A 22,941-nucleotide genomic window follows, 5' to 3' on the forward strand; every position below is an offset into this window, starting at 1 on the left:
ACAAAACATGGAATTAGACGAATTAAAAAATATTTGGCAACAAACATCCCTCGAAAATATGTCTGCTCAAGTGATTGAAAACGATGAATTTTCAATAATGATGAAGGGTAAATCAAATGATGTGATAGCAAGGCTGAAAAAAAACATGATGTTTGAGTTTATCATAAGCATTTTGTTTATCCCCATCTTCCTATACTTTATTTTCTTTACAGACATTGCCGTTTTTCATAAATATGTTTGCTCAACGCTGATTTTTACTACTGTTGTTACTTTAGTGGTTTTTTGGTTTGAATATCGTTCTCTCCAAGCATTTGAAACAAGATTAAGTTTAATTACTTCTTTGCGGATTACGGTAGAACAATTTTCTAAATTTGTTCGCATCTACTTGATTATCAATTATGTGCTGCTTTTTCCGATGATGTTTTATGGAATGGTTGTGGGCGTAGAACTCACAGGTCAAGAATTATCGCTAACATTTTTAATAGGTATTACTGTAATTACTTCTCCTTTAGGCTATTTTTGGGTTAAATTTTATATTCGTAAAGTATATGGCCAACACCTAGACAAACTAAAAAGCTGTTTAGCGGAATTAGAAGAGAGCATCGACTAAGCGATATTGATACATACACGGACAAAAAAAACATTCAAGCAAGAAACAAAACCTTTAATATTTATTCCCCCAATGGCAAATCCTATTAAGTTTTTTACTATTTCATTAATCTTTAGCTTTCTATATTTCTCTAAGATTTATGGACAAAAAGAAGAGAAATCATTACTCTACGAAATTTCAGGAAATGGACTTTCACAACCTTCCTATATTTTTGGTACCATACATGTTATCTGTAAAGATGATTTTTTCTTGCCAGAAGTTGTAAAAAGTAAGTTTGCCTTGGCTCAGCAAGTTTATTTAGAAATCGATATGGATGACCCGTCGATGATGACAGAAATGCAAAAAAATATGATGATGCCCGACGGTAAGACGTTGAAAACAATCATGTCGGAAGCAGATTATACCAAAGTAGCCAAGTTTTTTAAAGACTCTTTAAAAACTAATATCGCTTTTATGGATGGCATGAAGCCTTTTATCCTTAGCTCGATGAGTATCCCTAGTATGTTAGGTTGCCCAATGCAAGGTTATGAGGAGGTTTTTGTCAAGATGGCGCAAGAACAGAAAAAGGAAGTAAAAGGACTTGAATTAGTACAAGAACAGTTTGATGCCCTAGATAAAATGGGTATGGAAAAACAAGCGGATTTGATGCTAGTAAAAATGGTAGATAACTGGACAGACGGCAAGAAGGAATTAAAGCAGATGATTAAAGATTATAAAAAACAAGATATAGAAGCATTACTGACGGATATAACCAACTCGCCTACATCAGATATTGGTTTTGAAAAAGATTTGCTTGAAACCAGAAACGCCAATTGGGTTCCTAGAATGGCCACTATCATGAAAGAAAAAACCACCTTTTTTGGCGTAGGAGCAGGGCATTTAGGAGGTACGAAAGGGGTATTATCCTTATTGAAGAAGCAAGGTTACACGGTAAAAGCAGTAACGAAAAACTAAACCAAATGCTGATAAAGTAAGCATTGGGGAATCGGGATTAGTATAATTACATTCTTTTTAATAAAACAAAAACCTGTGTGAATCATCAAATTCCACAGGTTTTTGTACTTTTGAGGGAAATTATAAATATTATGCTTCAACTCTCTGAAATCTGGATTTACCCCGTAAAATCGCTTGCTGGTATTAGCCTTCAAGAAGCTAAAGTTACTGAAAGAGGCATTGAGCATGACCGAAGATGGCTTTTAGTAAACGAAGAAGGAACTTTCCTTACCCAAAGACAATTCCCTCAGTTAGCGCTTTTTCAGCCTAGTATTGATGCTGAATTCCTGACGATTACCCATAGGAAAGATATTGTTGAGCCTATTAAAGTAAGCCTTACTCCACCCAATCATCATGAATATGTGCAAGTAAAAGTGTGGGATGATACAATAGATGCCTTGGAAGTAAGTACTGAAGCCAACGAATGGTTTTCAAAGGCTTTGGCAATGAAGGTAAGGTTGGTTTATATGCCCGAAGACAGTAGGAGAGAGGTAGATAAAAAATATGCCATCACTGGCGAAGAGATTACGTCTTTCTCTGATGCTTATCCTTTTTTAGTAATCGGACAATCGTCTTTAGATGATTTAAATAATCGTTTAAATGAGCGTGTGAAAATGAATCGTTTTCGTCCGAATTTAGTTTTCAAAGGAGGAGAAGCTTATGAAGAAGAAAATTGGTACGAAGTACAGATAGGGAAAGCCACTTTTTGGGGCGTAAAACCATGTGCCAGATGTATCATGACAACCATTGACCAAGAGTCTGGAGAAAAAACAGGTAAAGACCCACTCTATACACTATCAACCTACAGAAAGGCTGGTAAAAGAGTATTATTTGGACAAAATTTACTGGTAACTGTATTGGATACCATACAGCTTGGCGATAGTGTCAATGTAATAAGTACTAAGAAATTACCTCAATTTGAAATAGAGGTTTCTTAATGGGTTTCTCTTGAAAAGTGGTCAACTTAACCATTAAAATGAGTACATTATAAAAATATGACAGATTCATCCCCCAAACAATCTCCTTACGAAGCCCTAAAATATCCAGAATTTGTAGCCTTCATATTTGCCAACGGTTTTGTGACGATGGCATTACTCATTCAAGAAGTAATTCTTGGATACTCTATTTATAAAATCACCCACGACCCTCTGGCACTTGGATTAATCGGTTTGGCAGAAGCCTTACCTTATATTTCATTGGCATTATTCGGAGGGCATTTCGCCGACCGAAGAAATAAGAAAACCATTATGCAGGTCAGTTTAGCCTTCATTACTTTGGGGTCAGTCGTGTTAATTTGGGCGACTAATCCTACGAGTGGTCTGACGCAAGCCCAGATGCTAATGGTTGTTTATGGCGTAATTATGCTGATTGGTTTTTCAAGGGGTTTTTATAGTCCAGCGTCAAGCTCATTGAATCCATTTTTAATCCCTAAAGAAGTATTTGCTAATGCGGCAACGTGGCAGAGTTCTTTTTGGCAGGCAGGAGCAATTTTAGGGCCGGGCCTAGCCGGTTTTTTATATGCATATCTTGGGCTTACGCATGCTTTGTGGTGTGTGGTAGGATTATTTGTGTTAGTAATGATACTCATTTCTATGATTACAGCTCCGCCAATTCCTCAGCAAAATGAACAAAAAGTAAATATCTTCTTCTCACTTCGTGAAGGAATCGTGTATGTTTTCAAAACAAAAATTATCCTTTACGCTATTTCTTTAGATTTGTTTTCGGTGCTTTTTGGAGGCGTAATTGCTTTATTACCAGTGTATTCAGAAGATGTACTTCATGTAGGAGCAGAAGGATTGGGTATTCTAAGAGCCGCTCCATCTATTGGTGCCGTTTTGTGTATGATTGTGATGGTTTATATACCACCTTTGGGTAAAGCATGGCGTAACTTACTCTTAGCCATTGCAGGCTTTGGCTTGGCTACATTGGTTTTTGCCGTATCTACTAATATCTGGCTATCGGTTATTGCTTTATTTTTTACAGGAGTGTTCGATAGTGTAAGTGTTATAATTCGTCAAACTATTTTGCGTTTCTTTACTCCTGATGAAATGCGAGGAAGGGTTTCTTCTGTAAATGGTATTTTTGTGAGTTCTTCAAATGAATTAGGAGCTTTTGAATCAGGATTTTTGGCTAAGGTAATGGGAACAGTACCTTCTGTAATATTTGGCGGAGCAATGACCTTAATCATTGTAACCATCGTGTGGATTCGCTCAAAAGAATTATTTGATTTGAGACTGTAATTTTTTCTGAATAGCAGATTAAAATACTCATGGCATGACTCAAAGTCATGCCATGAGTGACCTCTTCCTTGTTCTTGCCTAAAATTGGTTGACATAAATTTTAACTTATTTTAGACAAGCACACCTAATCACTATTGACTAATCACCAATCACTAAAAATATCACTAAAAGAACTTGAATAAAGATTCTGTAAAAAATACTTCTGAAAAATCAGGCTTACATCCTCGAAATCCTCATCGATTTCGATATGATTTTAAGGCATTGATTGCTAGTTTACCCGAGCTAGCAAAATTTGTTTTTCACAATCAATTTGAGGTTGAAAGCATAGATTTTGCCAATCCTGAAGCCGTAAAAGTGCTTAATAGAGCTTTATTGAAGCATTTTTATGGTATTAGTCATTGGGATATTCCACCCGATTATCTTTGTCCACCCATCCCCGGTCGGGCAGATTATATTCATTATTTAGCAGATTTACTGGCAAGTGCCAACAAGGGAAATATACCCACTGGAAATAAGATACAAGTATTGGATATTGGTATTGGGGCAAACTGCGTGTATCCCATTATCGGTAGCCATGAATACGCTTGGAAATTTGTAGGAGCAGATATTGATAAAAAAGCAATAGCATCAGCCAAGGCAATTATTGAAGCCAATGATTCTTTGAAAAATACAGTAGCATGTAGGTGGCAGACTTCCCCTGCAAACATCTTTAAAGGAATTATTCAACAAGATGAATACTTTGATTTAACCTTGTGTAACCCACCTTTTCATAGTTCAATGGCCGAGGCAAAAGCAGGCACTGAACGCAAATGGAAAAATTTAGGGAAGAACAATAACAAGGTACTTAATTTTGGCGGACAAAATAACGAACTTTGGTGTGAAGGTGGCGAAGAAACATTTATAGCAAATATGATCGCTGAAAGTACATTGTTTGCTAATAATTGCTTGTGGTTTACTTCGCTTATTTCCAAGAAAACTACCTTGCCAAAGGCATATGCTTTATTAAAAAAGGTAAAGGCTTTAGAGGTAAAAACCATTGATATGGCACAAGGACAAAAAGTAAGCAGAATACTTGCTTGGACATTCTTGACAAAAAGCCAACAGCAAGATTGGCAAACAAAAAGCGGGTAATAAGTGATGAGTTGTGAGTGATGAGTTTTTGGTTTAAGATATTGATATACAATAATTTAATCTGACAATAAGCATCACTTGTTTTACATGCACTACTTAACTGGCGATGGCTTCTTGTCTTCTTTAGGACCTCTTAAATGGATTACTAAGCCATTCAAAAAGTTTCTTAGAATCTGGTCTCCACAAGGTTTAAAATTTGGGTGGTCTTCATTACGGAATAAAGCACCAATTTCAGCTTTAGATACGTTGAAATCTACCAATTTTAGAATATCTACAATTTGGTCATCTCTTAATTGAAGAGCTACCCTTAGTTTTTTTAAAATATCGTTATTAGACATGGAATGATTGCTTAATGATTATTTCTATCAGCAAAGTTACCGCCTTCTCTTCATTTTTCAAGTTGCTTTCTTTCTATAGGATGATTAATTTTGAATCCGAAAGCTGATAATGAGTAATTAATCAATTTAATTACTTAATTTTCAATCTGGTAGAAGCCAGACTATTAATAATATTTATTACTGCCAGTCGTTTTTATAAATAGTCAGGCTTGTTATTGGGCATAAATTACCTCCAAAAAGAAAAATCATCAACATAGTGTTTCATCTTCAAAAAGCATTACGTACTTACTTTACTTTCATGATAGTCTTGCTGAGTTTTTCTCAGCAGGCTAAATCGCAGGTGTACGATGCTTTTGATTTAAAAAAAGATGGAGTAGGCCTCTGTCCAGGCGGACAAATCAGAATATATATAGACCCCAATCCTAACTATGTTTTTTATTCTTGGGAAATTCTTCGCCCAAATGGATGGTCTGCCATTCCCAATTCCAATAATCCTTCTGTTAGTCATAACGAAGCACTGCCATATAGGCTGAAAGTTATTGATGTAAACGGAATAGTAATGTATTCAAAACATTTGGATGTGGTAATGTTGGGAGCACCGCAATCAATTATTACGCCATCACCCAATGTTAATCAGATTTGTCAAGGAGATGAAGTAAAGCTAAATGCCAATCAAATATTGACTGCCTTTTATAGATGGGAGTATAATAATACTAATTTAAAAGACGATGGACTAAGCATAAAAGCCAGAAAAGCAGGTACTTATAGACTATACGTAACAGATGAAAATGGTTGTACCACTGCATCAGAACCTTACACGTTAACTTATTTTTCTACTATTGTGGTAAAATTAGACCCCGTTGATATTATCTGTGGCTTAAAAACAACACCTTTTAAGCTGAATGGCTCGCCTGCTGGTGGAGAATATCGTGGAGATGGCATAATTGATAAAGTCGTTGGTACTTTTAGCCCTGCTGCGGCAGGTGTTGGCAAGCATGAAGTTGCCTATGCCGTACCTAACACCGGAGCTTGTCCTGAAATTGTTGAAAAAATTACAATTACCATTGCTGACCCAAAAGCAACTATCACTAACGACCCAAACAAGACAGAGTTTTGTGAAGGAGATTTAGTAACCTTGAAAGGACCAACAGGACTAACAACCTATAATTGGTTTTTGAATGGAAGTGAGATTGGCACAGACACAGAAATACAAGTGAGGACTAGCGGAGATTATACCCTAAAAGTTACCGACGAACTGGATTGTAATGATACATCGGCACCTGTTAAAATAGCTTTTTTTAATAACTCATCTACTTCAATGGAAACTGTTGCTTCTGTTTGTGGAACAGACTATCAGCCTGTTACTTTAAAAGGCTCTCCGTCTGGAGGTATTTTTACGATTGATAATACAACAGCTACAGTGTTTGATTATAAAAAAGCAGGGTTTGGTAAGCACGTTATTAAGTATAAAATAAATGGGGTGTTGAGCTGTTTAAATAGTGAGATTAGCCAAGAAGTTTATATTGAAGCATTGCCAAAATTGGATTTGGGTAATGATATATATTTACCCAAAGGAAATAGCGTAACATTAAAGGGTTATATCGGTTCAGACTATACCTATGCATGGTTGCCAAGAACTAGCCTTGATAATCCGAATGCTCCTAACCCTGTTGCATCACCTAATCAGAGTATTCGATATACACTTTTAGTAACCAGTCCTAGAGGATGCAGTGTCAAAGATGATATTGCTGTGCTAGTTTACGACAAAGTGTATGTGCCAACGGCTTTTTCTCCTAATGGAGACGGGCAAAATGATAAGTGGGAATTATCGGGTATCAACAATTATCCTGATGCGGAAATACATGTTTATGATAGATGGGGAAATGTAGTATTTTATTCAAAAGGGAATTATACGCCTTTTGATGGAACGAACTCAGGAAATCAACTATATGAAGGCACTTATATTTATAAAATTATCCTGTATCCAGACCATCCCATTTTTCAATATAATGGTACTTTGACGATACTGCGGTGAGTTTTCCATGATTATCACTAGCGAAGGGACTTAAGTCCCTCGCTAGTGATAAATCGTATTTTTGAACATAAAAAAGCCCCTTCTTTGAAAGAGAAAGGGCTTTTTTACTATTATATCTGATTCAAGCCTTACGCCTGTGCATATTCTTCAATAGGCAAACAGCTACAAACCAAATTACGGTCGCCATAAGCTGAATCAATTCTTGAAACGGCTGGCCAGAATTTAGTAGCTTTCACATACGGAAGAGGGAATACTGCTTTTTCACGTGTGTAAGGTCTGTCCCAATTTTCTGATAACACTACTGATTGTGTATGTGGAGCGTGTTTCAATACATTGTTTGCTTTATCCGCCTGACCATTTTCTATTTCACGAATTTCTTCACGAATGCTAATCATGGCATCACAGAAACGATCTAATTCAGCTTTTGATTCTGATTCAGTCGGTTCTATCATCAATGTACCAGCTACAGGGAACGAAAGCGTAGGAGCATGGAAACCATAGTCCATTAAACGTTTAGCAATATCTTCTGCTTCAACACCTGCTGATAATTTGAAAGGACGGCAATCTAAAATCATTTCGTGGGCACAACGTCCTTGTGAACCTGTATAAAGCACAGGATAATATCCTTCTAAACGAGCTTTCACATAGTTGGCGTTCAAGATAGCCGTTTCAGTAGCACGCGTCAAGCCGTCGCCACCCATCAATGCAATGTATGCATAAGGAATAGTAAGGATAGATGCTGAACCGAATTGAGCAGCAGAAACCGCTGTAATACCAAATTCTCCGCCTGTATCTTTTACGACAGCATGGCTTGGTAAGAAAGGAACTAATTGTTTCGCCACACCAATAGGACCCATACCCGGACCACCACCACCGTGAGGAATACAGAATGTTTTATGAAGATTTAAGTGACAAACGTCCGCTCCAATGGTAGCTGGTGACGTCAAGCCTACTTGTGCATTCATGTTAGCACCATCCATATATACTTGTCCGCCAAACTCATGAATCATCGCGCAAATTTCTTTGATAGATTCTTCAAAAACACCATGTGTTGAAGGGTAAGTTACCATCAAACATGATAAGTTTTCAGCATATTGTTCAGCCTTAGCTCTTAAATCTGTAAGGTCGATATTTCCGTTTTCATCACATTTGGTTACTACTACCTTCATGCCCGCCATTACTGCCGACGCTGGGTTTGTACCATGTGCAGACGAAGGAATCAAGGCAATGTTTCTGTTGAAATCACCACGAGACTCGTGATAAGCGCGAATCACCATCAAACCAGCATATTCACCTTGTGCACCAGAGTTTGGTTGGAATGACATTGCCGAGAAGCCTGTGATTTCACAAAGCCAATCGTTCAACTCATTAATCATTTGAGTATAACCACCAACTTGATTTTTTGGAGCAAACGGATGCACGTTACCAAATTCAGCCCAAGTAACAGGAATCATTTCGGTAGTAGCATTCAATTTCATCGTACAAGAACCCAAAGCTATCATAGAATGTACCATTGATAAATCTTTGTTTTCTAATGCTTTTAAATAACGAAGCATTTCGTGTTCTGAATGATAACTATTGAATACAGGATGCGTTAAATATGAAGAAGTACGTTTTACCGATTCATCGAATGCGTAATCTACTTGGTCAAACAAAGTAGAAAGTTCTACTTCTCTTCTGCCAATTTTTTCAAAAATATAAACAATCGTCTCTACGTCTTCTACTGTACAAGTTTCATCCAGCGAGATTCCGATATAATTATAATCTTCGTAATAACGGAAGTTTACACCATTGGCTACGGCTTCCATTTTCAAGCGTTTTTCATTTTCGCCTACTCTTACCTTAATGGTATCGAAATATGAATCTGTTTCAATATCATAGCCTAAGCTTTCTAAAGCTAGTGCTGTTAGTTTTGTCAAACCGTGTACTCTTTCGGCAATTGCTTTCAAGCCTTCTGGCCCATGATAAATAGCATAAGCCGAAGCCATTACTGATAATAATACCTGTGCGGTACAGATGTTTGAAGTAGCTTTTTCGCGACGAATATGTTGCTCACGCGTCTGTAAAGCCATACGCAAGGCACGATTTCCTTCAGCATCTACAGAAACACCAATGATACGACCCGGAATCTGGCGTTTAAATTCTTCTTTTGTCGCAAAGAAAGCAGCGTGTGGACCACCAAAGCCCATAGGCACACCAAATCTTTGTGAAGTACCGATTACTACATCAGCCCCCATTTCACCTGGTGACTTTAATAAAGTAAGCGCTAGCAAATCAGAAGCTACAACTACATTAATACTTAGTTCATGAGCAGCGGCAATAATATCTGTATAATCAAATATTTGTCCGTCTGATGCAGGGTATTGCAATACCATCGCATAAATGTCTTCTTGGGTTAAGTCAACAGTGCGGTGGTCGCCGATTAATAATTTAATACCTAATGGCAATGCCCTTGTTTTCAGTACATCAATTGTTTGTGGATGGCAATGTTCAGAAACGAAGATGGTTTCAGCATTTTTCTTTACCGCTTTTCTTTGTCCGTGAAGCATCGTCATGGCTTCCGCAGCAGCAGTGCCTTCGTCTAATAAAGAAGCGTTGGCAATTTCCATCCCAGTTAAATCAATAATCATGGTTTGGTAATTCAACAACATTTCTAGACGACCTTGGGCAATTTCTGCTTGGTAAGGCGTGTAAGCAGTGTACCAACCCGGATTTTCAAGAATATTTCTTAAAATAACGGCTGGTGTATTGGTATCGTAATAACCCATCCCAATATGAGACTTGTAAGTGTCGTTCAGTTGTGATAGTTTCTTGAAATCTTTCAAAAATTTGGCTTCAGATTTTGCCTTTGGAAGATTCAATGGACGAGATAAATGAATGGCAGCAGGAACAGTTTGATTGATGAGTGTTTCAATAGAATCAACCCCAATAGTGCTGAGCATTTCCTCACGGTCTGCAACATTTGAATTGTTGTGGCGATTCTCAAATTTTTCTTGATACTGAAAGTTTATTTTCATTTTAGAAGGAAAAATAGTCTTAATACTTTGAATATGCTGCAAATTTAATGATAATTTATTGGAAACACGAAAGATAAAATATCGGTATCCTCTAAAATAACTTGTTCAATTCGCCTAGATAACTAGAATTGAATTATTTGAAAAACAGGTGGTTAACAAAAAATGTTTCAAAGATTAAATGAAATTGAATATAATATAGTTAATATTGGAATAATACAAAATAAGGCTTCCGTGTTCTACAGAAGCCTTATTTGATAAAATAAAAATAATTTAATTAACCTGATCAATTGTTTTCAACGTTACATTCGGATTTCGTTCAAACATTTGCGAGAGTAGCCTTCTGTGCGAAGCTCCTACAAAAACCACTACCTTCTTAGCTTTACTTTGCTTGATGGCCTTTAGGGTGTTTTGTACCATTTGCTCATTCCGTTGTTGCCAGTACTTTCTTTTCTCTTGGTAGGCCTCCATCGGAAAACCTTCTAATTGATAAATATCTTCTCTTAAAAAATCTCCCCATTCCGCGAGGTCATCAAACTCTTTTGTATTGAAAAAATGAATTTGTGTTCCCTCTTGATAGGCCGCTCTTAGTCTTTTTTGACTTGCATAATATTCTTTCATAAAAGCATCTATCGTTTTCAACGACTTCTTACTGTTTAAATCGTTGGTATCTGCTTTTAGTTTATCTTCAAACGCTGTGTAAAGGCTATCTGATTTTTCCCAAGCTACATTCCAAAGAGGGTCAAAGCGTTGACAATCGAAACCATATAGTTTCTGGATGTTCAATTCAACCGCCAACGGAAAAACAAGGTTAGTATATTCATTATTTTTACGGCAGGTATATTTGATAAGCGAATCTTTTACATCGAATATATTGCTCAAATATTCACTTTCTTCTTTGTTCAAATCAGCTTTCATCAATTGATAAATCTGATAATGCGCATTGCCTAAGTCTTCACTAAGGTACAAAGCATGGGCTAAATCTATTCTAGCTTGTTTAGAATCAGGGTTTGCCTTTAAGGTTTTGTAACTTTTTTTAATGATTTCAGGAATTTCCTTTTCTGCCATGATATTCTTGGCAAGGAGCATTTCCCTTCTTTGCATCATGCGCTCGCCATAATATGTCTCAATGACTGATTGAGATTCATTGTCTTTTGACAGGTATTCAGTACAAAAAATATCAGGTTTGAAGTTCCTAACAGCCTCTTTTACATAATCAAAATCATTGGTTACGTTAAGTTCGTAATTATGCGAAGTCCCAATTAATAATATTTCTACCTTTTTTTGGGAAAGGCTGTCAAAATTTAAAACAAATAAAAAATTTATGAAAAGTAAGAATGTGATTTTCATTTGAAAAAATATGTTTATTAAAATACACTTCATGGGGCAAAGATAAAGTTTATTAGATTAATATCATATTTTAAGTATATAATATAAATTTTTAAAGCAGAAAGTCTTAGATTAATCCAATTAACAGTAGTTTGTTAAAATGTAACTAAAGAAAGAATAAGTTTAATTAATCCTTAAAATGAAATCTTAGCCTTTTACTTTCGTTGGTTTCTATTACCTTTGTACAATTTTTGGGGATACGTTATCGGTTATTCGTTAATAGTTATCCATTACGCTAGTCTCCGAGTTAAGTATCTCTTCAAAAATTACCCAAATCGCTTTCCAAAATCAGTGGTTTTAATTTTTTTAATTCTTGGATATTGTTCTCTTGATAGAACATTGGGAAGTAAATACCTTAAAGAATGTCTTTAAATTAAAACTATCCAACTCAAAAACTAATACAAAAAGTGCCAAAAGATTCATCCATCAAGTCCGTTTTGATTATCGGTTCAGGTCCAATTATCATCGGTCAGGCTTGCGAGTTCGACTACTCAGGTTCGCAGGCAGCTCGTTCACTCCGAGAAGAAGGTATCAAAGTTGCTTTAATTAATTCCAATCCAGCTACAATCATGACTGATCCACTTAATGCGGATTATGTCTATCTAAAACCCCTTGATAAGAATTCAATCATCGAAATCTTAGAAAAACACCAAGCTGAAGGCATGCCAATTGATGCTGTTTTACCTACAATGGGTGGGCAGACGGCTTTGAACTTAGCCATCGACTGTGATGCTTCGGGTATTTGGGAAAAATATGGTGTACGCATTATTGGTGTTGATATTAAAGCAATCGAAACTACTGAAGACCGTGAGAAGTTTCGTCTGAAAATGATTGAAATTGGTGTGGGCGTTTGTAAAGGACGTACTGCTCGTTCGTTTTTGGAAGGTAAAGAGATTGCACAAGAAACAGGTTTCCCATTAGTAATTCGTCCTTCATTTACGTTGGGCGGAACAGGTGGAGGTTTCGTAAACAATCCAAAAGATTTTGATGCAGCCTTAAACAAAGGGTTGCATGCATCGCCAACACACGAAGTACTGGTAGAGCAGTCTATCATGGGTTGGAAAGAATACGAGTTAGAATTATTACGTGATAATTTAGGAAACGTAATCATCATTTGTTCGATTGAGAACTTCGACCCAATGGGTATTCACACGGGAGACTCAATCACGGTAGCACCAGCCATGACATTGCCTGATACAATTTATCAGAAAATGCGTGACATGGCTATCAAAATGATGAACGCTATCGGACAGTTTGCAGGTGGATGTAATGTTCAGTTCTCTTTAAATCCAGAAAACGACGACATCATCGCTATCGAAATCAACCCACGTGTATCTCGTTCGTCTGCCTTGGCTTCTAAAGCTACGGGTTATCCAATTGCAAAAATTGCTGCTAAAATGGCGATTGGTTACAACTTGGATGAATTGACAAACGCTATCACCGGAACAACTTCGGCTTTCTTTGAGCCAGCACTTGACTACGTAGTAGTAAAAGTACCACGTTGGAACTTTGACAAATTCAAAGGTGCTGACAAAACGTTGGGCTTACAAATGAAATCTGTTGGTGAAACAATGGGTATCGGTCGTAACTTCCAAGAGGCACTTCAAAAGGCTTGTCAATCGCTTGAAATCAAACGTAATGGTTTAGGAGCAGATGGCAAGGGATTGGTTGACCAAGATGCCATTATGCACTCTTTGGCAAATCCATCTTGGAATCGTCTATTCCATATCTATGATGCCTTCAAAATGGGTATTTCTTTCAAAACTATTCAGCAGACGACTAAAATCGACAAGTGGTTCTTATACCAAATTGAAGATTTGGTAAGAGTTGAAAACACGTTAGAAAAATATACGCTAAGCTCAGTTCCAAAAGAATTATTGGAAGAAGCGAAACACAAAGGTTTTGCCGACCGTCAGATTGCTTACTCTCTACGTTGTTTAGAATCAGAAGTTTTTGAGAAAAGAAATAGCTTAGGTATCAAGCGTGTGTATAAATGTGTTGATACTTGTGCGGCAGAATTTGAAGCTAAAACGCCTTATTTCTACTCAACTTTCTCGCAAGGTTCAGAGACGTTAGATAACGAGTCTGTAAAAACAGATAAGAAAAAGGTAGTAGTATTAGGTTCAGGACCAAACCGTATCGGTCAAGGTATCGAATTTGATTATTCATGTGTACACGGAATCTTGGCGGCTAAAGAAGCAGGTTATGAAGCCATCATGATTAATTCAAACCCTGAGACAGTTTCGACAGACTTTGATATTGCTGATAAATTATATTTCGAGCCAGTTTTCTGGGAGCACGTTTACGAAATCATTCAGCATGAAAAACCTGAAGGAGTAATCGTACAATTAGGTGGACAAACTGCCTTGAAATTAGCAGAGAAACTTACTAAGCACGGCATCAAAATCATCGGTACTTCGTTTGAAGCCCTAGATTTAGCCGAAGATAGAGGAGCATTCTCTACGTTATTACAAGAAAACGATATTCCTTTCCCTAAATTCGGCGTGTGTGAAGATGCAGACAATGCCGTAGAATTGGGTCGTTCTTTGGGTTATCCTTTATTGGTTCGTCCTTCTTATGTATTGGGTGGCCAGTCGATGAAGATTGTAATCAATGAACAGGAACTTGAACAACACGTAGTAGATATTCTAAGAGACATTCCAGGCAATAAAATCTTGCTTGACCACTTCTTAGAAAATGCTATCGAAGCAGAAGCAGATGCCATTTGTGATGGCGAAGATGTGTACATCATCGGAATCATGGAACATATCGAGCCTGCGGGTATTCACTCAGGTGACTCACACTCAGTATTACCTCCATTCGATTTATCAGCCAATGTAATTCGTCAGATAGAAGAGCATACCAAGAAAATCGCGGTGGCACTTCGCACTGTAGGCTTATTGAACATCCAATTTGCCATTAAAGACGAAGTAGTGTATATCATCGAAGCTAACCCTCGTGCATCACGTACGGTACCATTTATTTGCAAGGCCTACCAAGAACCTTATGTAAATTATGCTACTAAAGTAATGCTGGGAGCGAAGGTAAAAGACTTTACTTTCAACCCAGTAAAAAAAGGATATGCTATCAAAATTCCAGTATTCTCGTTCAATAAATTCCCGAACGTAAACATGGAATTAGGACCAGAAATGAAATCGACGGGTGAAGCAATTTACTTCATCGATTCATTAAAAGATGATTTTTTCCGCAAAGTTTACGGAGAACGTAATTTATACTTGTCAAAATAAATGATAGGATAAAAACCTGTAGTAATGGCTTTTTAGAACGTATTTTTTAAATAATACTTCATTAAAGTTGATTATTTTTCGCTTATCAGGTATGTTAATAAATAGTAAACCCTAGTCTTGAGCATTAGACTAGGGTTTATTTTTTTCAACTGAAAATTAGTTTTTTGAAATGATTATTTTCTTGGTTTTAAGTATTAATTTAATCGCCTATTATCTCTTTAAAACCTAAAAATATTACTTTGGTGTTCAGAAAAGCTATTTTATCCCTTATAATTTTATCCTTATCCTACTTGTCGAAGGCGGATTGTCCTTCACGCAATGAAACCATTAAAGCCCTTCAAAAAATCTCAAAACTAGCTCCTGCTCAACAAAAAAAAAGCTATCTATCATTGTTAAAGAGCAGTGAAAAATGCTTTGGTCAAGACTCCATTTATGTTTCAATCTTAAAACATATTGCTGATTGCTATGCGAACGATAAAGATTATGACAATGCCATTATCTATACCAAAAAAGCTATTCAAATCAATCAATCTGGCAGGGCCGATGTTAATCATTTTGGCTTAGAAGTTAATTATTTCTATTTAGCCCGCTATGAAAACCAGCTAGGGCATTATCAGGTATCATTAGACGAGCTTGATAAGTGTATTGCTATTGCCAAAACCAATCTCGAAAAAACCAACTATCTTTCAAAAGCCTATGCACAAAAGGCAAATATCTTTAGTAAGATGGGCGATTTTGAAAAGGCCATCAGTAGCGTAGATTTAGGGATTAGCTTTGCCAAACAAACCAAAAATCATGAAGGATTAGCTTTTAGTTTGATAGAAAAAGTAAAGACACTCACGATGATGTCAGAAATCGATAAGGCGAGTGATAATCTGAAAGAAGTAATACAATTATTAGAAGAAAAAGACCCTCTTGGTTATTTACCTTATGCCTATTATTGGGCAGGACAATTATATACCGCTCAAAAACATTACAAAGAAGCCATCGCATCTTATCGGAAAAGCCAACAACTTTACAAGCTTAGTAACAATACCTATAGTTACTCTTTGAATTTTTTAGACATTGGTTTTACCTATTACCAGTATTTGCAAGACTATGACCAAGCTCTACAAAACTATTTGATGGCCTTGCAAACAATGGATAATGCCTACATGAAAGTAATTATCTATGATGATATTGCGGCCGTGTATTGGAAGAAAAAGGATTATCCTAAAGCGTTTGAGTATTACCAAAAAGCTTTTGAAGTAGCACCCATCGGTTTTAAATCTCAACAATTGGCAGATATTCCCTCTATCAAATCATTACAAGCCGCCGACTTTAAATCTTATTTGCTCACTACCCTGCAAGATAAAGCAGATACTTGGCTGGAATATCACCAAGCCACACAACGGAAAGATTATTTAAGAAATGCCTTGAAGACTTATATCGTAGCCGATCAGTTGGTAGATTTAATGCGTTTTGAACACTCAGGGACGGAATCGAAACTTTATTGGCGAAACAAAACACATCATCTTTATGAACAAGCAATTGAAACCTGTTACCTATTGAAGAATTACGAAAAAGCTTTTTATTTTTTCGAGAAAAGTAAGGCTGTATTGCTAAATGACCGACTGAATGAACTAAGTGCCAAGCAACAACTTTCGCCTGAAGATTTACAAAAAGAGAAATCATTACAGCAAAAAATCACGGAGTATAATACGAAGCTAGTAGGACAAAATAGCAAAAATGCTAAAAATACAACCTTACAAAATCAATTATTAGAAGCCCAAGAAGAGCAAGCGGCTTTTATTAAAAGCTTAGAACTCAAAAATCCGACTTACTATCAATATAAATACGACACTACAACGGCTTGCTTGGCTGATGTGAAAAAATATCTTAAAAAACCTACACAATTTACGAAGGAAGACATTTGCCTAGTAGAATATTTTGTAGGCAACGAGGCCATCTATGCCATGAAAGTATTACCAGACCAAGCCTATTTACAGAAGATTTCATTGGTAAATTATGAAGAAAATTCAAAAGCATTTTTGAATTACTGTGCCGATAATCAAAAAGCTAATGCTGATTTCTCAGGTTTTTTGAAAGTAGGGAATCAATTATATCAACAACTGTTTGCTAAACTAGATGTCCCAAAAGGTAGGGTAATCATCGCACAGGATGGATATTTTTTACCTTTTGAAGCCATGAGTAAGTCTTCCAGAAAATCTGAATATTTACTGAAAGATTATGCGATTAGTTATACCTATTCGGTACAATTTTTATTGAAAAATATTAGTAATGAAAGCTTCTCCCTGACAAAGAGATTCTTTGGAATGGCGCCAGTAGCATACCAGAAAAACTTGAATCAGACAGAACTGACAGATTCGGATAAATCTTTATCAAAAGTAGCCGACTTTTTCTATTTTGGGAAAACCTTTATCAATCAAGCTGCGGATAAAAAAACATTCTTTAATAATGCCCATAACTATCAGATTGTACATTTATACACCCATGCCCAAGCAGATAATAGCGACCAAGAACCGATGATTTACTTTGCCGATTCTGTTCTAAAACTATCAGAATTGGGCGTATTGAACAGATTCAAAACGCAATTATTAGTATTATCAGCTTGCAAAACGGCAGTAGGAAGAAATGCCACTGGCGAAGGCATTCTGAGCTTGTCCAGAGGTTTTGCCACATTAGGTATTCCTGCTACCTTAACAACGCTTTGGAGTGTGGAAAACAGAGCCACCTATTCCTTAAATGAATTATTTTATCAATACTTGTCTGAAGGTTTTACCAAAGACGTAGCCCTTCAAAAAGCTAAAATAGCCTTCTTACAAAGTCAAACAGGTGAAAATCAATTACCTACTTTTTGGGCAGGGGCCGTATTGGTGGGCGATGCCTCCGCTTTAAATTCATCTTACACTATGTGGTATGTATTGGGCGTTATTCTATTTTTAGTGCTGGCTTTTATAGGCTGGAAGAAATTTAGACGCCATCATGTTAAGAACTAACTAAGTATTTGATAAACACCTTTTTATTTCCCTTCTTTTAGCAAATTATTTTTGGTTCATGCAACCCTTTTATTGGGTTGGGTTGTCTATCTCTTTGAAATGCATCTCAAATCTTCCCTTGACTTTCCTGATCAAAAAATCAGGGGAAAACAGTTTTAACTTTTCAATCAAAGTGTAATCCAAATTTGTGTGAAATTATGAAAAAAATCCTTTTTGTCTTTGCATTCGCATTGACGAGCATTTTAACGAGCTGTAAAGAAAACATAAATCTTGATCAACAGAGCCAAAGCCAAACAACAACCAATGCGGCAGCAGTGGCAAAGGTTTCGGCAGTAATTAAACAAGACTACCCAACGGCTACAGAACTTTTAGTAACAACGATTGATTCAAATAAAGTATATGGTTGCGATTTTTCAGTAAACGGTGTTGCCCACGAAGCTACAGTTGCGGCTACAGGCAAAATTTTAAGTACCTATACCATCAAGGCAGATACTACTAAAACTGCTTTGATAGATGCCATCAAGGTATATCTTGAAACGAATTATAAAGGTTATAAGCTTGAAAAAGTAGGCATAGGGAAAGATGCCAACGGTAAGGATTCTTATAAAATTTTGATAGCTTTCAACGACCAAAGAATAACGTTACTTTTCGATGCTACGGGTACTTTTGTGGCTTCTTTCACAGAACCGAAAAGTCAAAAGCCTGATCCAAAAAATGCTCCTAAAACTTATTCAGTGAGTTTGACAGATTTGCCAGCCAATATTCAAAGTCAGTTGAGCGGCTATGAATTTGAAAGGGCATTTGTGAAAACCAATGCTGACGGGACGAAGACCTATTTTGTTTCAGCTAAAATTGGCGATGTGTTGTATGAACTAACCTTTGATGGTGCAGGTACGTTGAAAAGTAAGAACGCGATAAAATTGAAATTGCCGAAGCTTGAAGTTAAAACTTTGAAAGATTCAGAACTACCAAAAGCAATTAAAGATTATCTTAGTACTAATTATTCAGGATGGAAGTATGAGAAAGGAATTGTTATTTTAAAAGATACCTTGCCAGATTCTTATACGGTAGCTATTTCAAAAGACGGTAAAATTGCTACCCTCAATTTTGATGGAAGTGGTAAATTTATCAGTGTTTTAGAACCGAAATTACCAACAGTTCCTAAATTTGAAGAAAAGAGCATTGCCTCTGCCAATGACCTTCCGCAGGTAATTAAAGATTATTTAAATAAAGTATATGTTGGCTGGGTATTCAGTAAAGGAAGCATTACACTAAATAACGATGTAGCACAAGCTTATTTAGTGGTTATTACCTTTGGTACAGACAAATACTATGTTTATTTTGATAAAGATGGTGCTTTTATAGCAGCTAAAAAAGATAAATAGTAAAAGGCAGAACAGTTGTAGGAATGACTAACCACAACTGTTCTGTTTTGAAAACAATATGAGAATTTTTGTAGGAATATTTTTTATGATGGTGTTATGTTTGGTTTGTGCGTGCGACGAAATTATTGAAGTCGAACCCACTATAAAACCAACCTTAACTACTATTTCGTTGATTGATACAAAAAATTATTATACACCCCCTAATAATTTTATTGCTATTGATCTTAAAGTACTATTGAAATCATCAGGATATACTTCCATTAAAATCGAAAGTGCGCCTCAATATGGCAAATATTCTTTTTCAAAAACAGGGTATCTAGTTTATAAGTCAGATTCTACGAAAAACGAAGTATCGGAATTGCTGATTTATAAGATGACAAATGGTAACGCAATTAAACGCGATACCATAAAAGTAAATATTACTTCTGATAACAATAAGATTCCGTGTAATGCTGGAGCCATCCCAGATTTCTTTACGGTAAAAGTAAATACGCCAACGGTGTTGGATGTATTGAAAAACGACCGTTTTTGTAATGCCATCGTGGATTCTAGTTCATTAGCGATTTTAGACAAACCTACTTTTGGCACGGTAGAAATTATTAAAAATAAGATTGTTTATACGCCAAGTAGTGGAAATCAAGATGATATTTTCTTTTATCAAATATGCACGGGTGGCAGTAATCCAGTTTGCAGGATTGTCGGTGTTAGGGTAGACGTACAAGGCAATTGGTGTAAAAATATTTTGATTCCAGATGTCATTGTGGTTGATAAATACGATACTTCAGTACAGAAAATTAAAGTGTTGGACAACGATAAAATTTGTGATGATTACGATATAAAGAGCCTAAAGGTTTCGATAAATCCACAGTTTGGCAAGGCAACTGTAAATGCCAATTCGGAAATTGAATACAACCAGACAATCAAGCAAGAAGCCAATGATGTGTTAGAATACACGATTTATGACAAAAACGGGAATAATCCACAAAAAATGTTTGTCGAAATATTGATTCGCACAATTCCCGCTTGTAAGGCTTTTATAAAAAATGGTGAAATGGAATTGTCGGCTAGTCAGATACAAAGTTCAGAGGTTGAACTTCCTTATAGATTATATTTGGCTAGTTGTGTAGGTATAAAAAGTATAACTATTGAAACCCAACCCATTTATGGAATGATACGCATTGAAGACAAAAAGCTTTTTTATAAGCTTAAACAACAAGATGGCAAAGAGTATAATGATCAATTTAAGTATGTTATTACCAGTACTAATGGAGAGATACTGAAAGCCAATTTTACCATAAGAATAAAAAAATAAATGATAAATTTTTAAAGAGTCAGCCCATAAACCTTGTATAAATGGTGTATTCTCCTTAAACAATTCATCATTTAATAAAACTCACTAAATGCTCAACGAACAGGAATTAGTCAAAGCCTGCCAAAAAAACGACCGCAAAGCCCAAACTGCTTTTTATAACCTGTATAAAAGCAAGTTGATGGGTGTTTGTCGTCGTTATACTCGCACGCCCGAGGAAGCCGAAGACATTTACCAAGAAGCATTTGTGAAGATATTTAATAATATTCATTCCCTGGAAAACCCCAAAGCCGTAGGTGCTTGGGTTAGAAAGGCCGTGATACATACTGCTATCAATTATTATCATGCTAATTTAAAATTTCAACAAAATACAGACTATGAAAATATTGTACTAAGCAATGATGATTACCCCAACCTATTATCAACACTTACAAGTGAGGAACTTCTTTCGCTGATTAACCAATTGCCTGATGGATACCGCATGGTTTTCAACCTCTATGTGATAGATGGTTATAATCATGCAGAGATAGGGGAACTGTTGGGTGTGAGCGAGAATACTTCAAAATCACAGCTTTCAAGAGCAAAAGAACTGCTTAGAAAGCAACTAAAACAACTGGGAATTATCAGCTATGAGCGCACTTGATAAAGATAAAGATCCTTTTGAGGACCTTTTCCGAGATAACTTGTTTGATTTTGAGTCAGAACCAAACGACAAGCTCTGGAAAGCAATAGAGCCTCAACTTCCTGCTAATCCAGCAAGGAAAATACCATATTGGCAATTTGCCGCTGTAGCTGTCTTGTTATTACTGACGGGAATAGGGGTGTACTTATTGCCTTCTAAAATGAATAATAATAGTGAAGCCAAGATAGAACAACCTGTAGAAAAATTTGCAAATAGTCAGAAAGAAGCAGAGAAAAGTATTGAGGAAAATAAACACAGTAATGTTGAAACGAAAAAATCAGACAATATAGCTAAAGATTTACCTACCGAAGATATAAGTACTTTGTCATCAAAAAATATAGCTAAAAACCCTAATGATGCTCCCAATAGTAATGAATTAGCAGAAGAATCAGTAGGTATATCTTCAAAGATAAATACAGCTAAATTGGGGAATATCAGTAAAAAAGAGGCTATAACTGTTGAAAAAGAAGCCATAGTATCTTATAAAAAGCAGGGAGTTTTAAAAGCTAAAAAGGGCAATAGAACTGATACTGGCGAAGTACCACCTATTACACCCACAGATAATCATCAAAGTGAATTATCAAGTGCTGGAGACCAACAAGGCAATGCAATATATAATAATACTCAGAAATATTCCTTTAACAAAAGCAATACAAAGGGGCGTTCTGCTGTATTCTCAGATAGAACAAACAACACGATTAATGATAATGGAGTAAGTACTAATAATCAATTAAGTGAAGTAGCGGGAAGCCGTTTTAAGATGCTCTCTGCACTTGATTCAAAAGAGTATCATCCGTTTACTAATCATTTCAGGACACCTAAAATAAGATATCGTGGGCCAAAGCCTACTGTATATTTTAAAGAATCTAAACCATTAGAATGGTATGTAAGTGCGATGCCACTTATTAATTACTATACCATTACTGCTAATGGAAACGACGCTAATTATGTGCATCAAATAGCCGTAAATGATGATGCTGACAGACTGGGTTTTTACACACAGGCAGGTTTAGTATTTACTTTATCAGACAGATTTAAGCTTAGAACGGGGCTGACTTTTACCAAAACCAATCATAGTTTTAGTTATCAGGTACGTACAGATTCATTAGTGGTACAGTCGCCTGACAATACGGGAGTTGATGTAAGTTTTGCAGAAATTAAAAAAGTGTATTCACAATCTGCTTACTATTTAGGTACTAAGGTAGAATTGCAATATACTTTTCTAAGAGGCGAGTCGCTTTCGCATTATGTGAATGTAGGAGTGGAGGGAGCTTACAAAATTAATGGGAGTAACCAATTCAATGGTTTTGCTAATATAGCTTATGGTATTACCAGACAAATAGGCGATAATGCTTATTTATTTATTGAGCCAACCTTCAGTTATTCACTGAATCAACAGAGTGATTCAAATTCGTTATTATTAATAAAGCCCAATAAAATTGGATTCAATATTGGGATAAACTTCAAATTAAGATGAGAGACTGTTTAAAATTTTTCTGCAAAGGATTAGCTTGTGTAGTAATCATAGTTGTAGCTATGGTAGTGGCTCTGTTTAGTAGTGAAGTTAG

General features: G+C 36.2%; 15 protein-coding genes. 12 read left to right on the forward strand and 3 right to left on the reverse strand.

Translation table 11 applies throughout. The features are described from left to right. The first annotated feature begins 7 nt into the window (after nucleotides 1-7). The 5 genes from J2Y60_RS05190 (at nucleotide 8) to rlmF (ending at nucleotide 4,974) form a co-directional block, all read left to right on the forward strand. On the forward strand, nucleotides 8-610 hold the full coding sequence (locus J2Y60_RS05190) for a hypothetical protein (protein WP_309914278.1): 603 nt from the start codon (nucleotides 8-10) through the stop codon (nucleotides 608-610). A 72-nt stretch (nucleotides 611-682) separates the two neighbouring features. Next, entirely contained in the window at nucleotides 683-1,564 is an 882-nt protein-coding gene (locus J2Y60_RS05195; RefSeq protein WP_309914281.1) for a TraB/GumN family protein, read from the forward strand. Nucleotides 1,565-1,695: 131 nt separating this feature from the next. Continuing rightward, nucleotides 1,696-2,541, forward strand: coding sequence for an MOSC N-terminal beta barrel domain-containing protein (locus J2Y60_RS05200; RefSeq protein ID WP_309914284.1), 846 nt, complete (start codon nucleotides 1,696-1,698; stop codon nucleotides 2,539-2,541). Between the two features lie 57 nt (nucleotides 2,542-2,598). Beyond that, nucleotides 2,599-3,843 carry an MFS transporter gene (locus J2Y60_RS05205; protein ID WP_309914285.1) on the forward strand — a complete coding sequence of 415 codons (1,245 nt, stop codon included), beginning with the start codon at nucleotides 2,599-2,601 and terminating at the stop codon, nucleotides 3,841-3,843. A gap of 174 nt (nucleotides 3,844-4,017) precedes the next feature. Then, nucleotides 4,018-4,974, forward strand: coding sequence for a 23S rRNA (adenine(1618)-N(6))-methyltransferase RlmF (rlmF, locus tag J2Y60_RS05210; protein WP_309914288.1), 957 nt, complete (start codon nucleotides 4,018-4,020; stop codon nucleotides 4,972-4,974). 92 nt (nucleotides 4,975-5,066) lie between these two features. On the opposite strand, the gene J2Y60_RS05215 is transcribed toward rlmF, so the two are convergent. Beyond that, the gene (locus J2Y60_RS05215) at nucleotides 5,067-5,312 is read right to left on the reverse strand and encodes a DUF1456 family protein (protein ID WP_309914291.1); all 246 of its coding nucleotides are present in this window, start codon (nucleotides 5,310-5,312) and stop codon (nucleotides 5,067-5,069) included. Between the two features lie 256 nt (nucleotides 5,313-5,568). Here J2Y60_RS05215 and J2Y60_RS05220 point away from each other — a divergent pair, with 256 nt between their 5' ends. Further along, complete coding sequence (locus J2Y60_RS05220; protein ID WP_309914294.1) at nucleotides 5,569-7,347, forward strand: gliding motility-associated C-terminal domain-containing protein; 1,779 nt, start codon at nucleotides 5,569-5,571, stop codon at nucleotides 7,345-7,347. Nucleotides 7,348-7,475: 128 nt separating this feature from the next. Here J2Y60_RS05220 and gcvP read toward each other — a convergent pair whose 3' ends face one another. Both gcvP and J2Y60_RS05230 read right to left on the reverse strand, forming a co-directional pair. Beyond that, entirely contained in the window at nucleotides 7,476-10,364 is a 2,889-nt protein-coding gene (gene gcvP, locus J2Y60_RS05225; protein WP_309914296.1) for an aminomethyl-transferring glycine dehydrogenase, read from the reverse strand. A gap of 270 nt (nucleotides 10,365-10,634) precedes the next feature. Beyond that, entirely contained in the window at nucleotides 10,635-11,711 is a 1,077-nt protein-coding gene (locus J2Y60_RS05230) for a DUF5694 domain-containing protein (RefSeq protein WP_309914299.1), read from the reverse strand. Between the two features lie 446 nt (nucleotides 11,712-12,157). On the opposite strand from J2Y60_RS05230, the gene carB reads away from it, so the two are divergent. From carB to J2Y60_RS05260, 6 genes are all read left to right on the forward strand, one after another. Next, the gene (gene carB / locus J2Y60_RS05235; RefSeq protein WP_309914302.1) at nucleotides 12,158-14,998 is read left to right on the forward strand and encodes a carbamoyl-phosphate synthase large subunit; all 2,841 of its coding nucleotides are present in this window, start codon (nucleotides 12,158-12,160) and stop codon (nucleotides 14,996-14,998) included. Between the two features lie 290 nt (nucleotides 14,999-15,288). Continuing rightward, the gene (locus J2Y60_RS05240) at nucleotides 15,289-17,997 is read left to right on the forward strand and encodes a CHAT domain-containing protein (RefSeq protein ID WP_309914305.1); all 2,709 of its coding nucleotides are present in this window, start codon (nucleotides 15,289-15,291) and stop codon (nucleotides 17,995-17,997) included. A gap of 197 nt (nucleotides 17,998-18,194) precedes the next feature. After that, entirely contained in the window at nucleotides 18,195-19,382 is a 1,188-nt protein-coding gene (locus J2Y60_RS05245) for a PepSY-like domain-containing protein (RefSeq protein WP_309914308.1), read from the forward strand. A 58-nt stretch (nucleotides 19,383-19,440) separates the two neighbouring features. Next, on the forward strand, nucleotides 19,441-20,694 hold the full coding sequence (locus tag J2Y60_RS05250; protein WP_309914310.1) for a hypothetical protein: 1,254 nt from the start codon (nucleotides 19,441-19,443) through the stop codon (nucleotides 20,692-20,694). A gap of 88 nt (nucleotides 20,695-20,782) precedes the next feature. After that, on the forward strand, nucleotides 20,783-21,334 hold the full coding sequence (locus J2Y60_RS05255) for an RNA polymerase sigma factor (protein ID WP_309914314.1): 552 nt from the start codon (nucleotides 20,783-20,785) through the stop codon (nucleotides 21,332-21,334). Further along, complete coding sequence (locus J2Y60_RS05260) at nucleotides 21,321-22,850, forward strand: hypothetical protein (RefSeq protein WP_309914317.1); 1,530 nt, start codon at nucleotides 21,321-21,323, stop codon at nucleotides 22,848-22,850. The genes J2Y60_RS05255 and J2Y60_RS05260 overlap by 14 nt, the downstream gene beginning before the upstream one ends. Nucleotides 22,851-22,941: the final 91 nt, after the last annotated feature.

This window comes from Arcicella sp. BE140, assembly GCF_031456255.1.
GTDB lineage: Bacteria > Bacteroidota > Bacteroidia > Cytophagales > Spirosomataceae > Arcicella > Arcicella aquatica.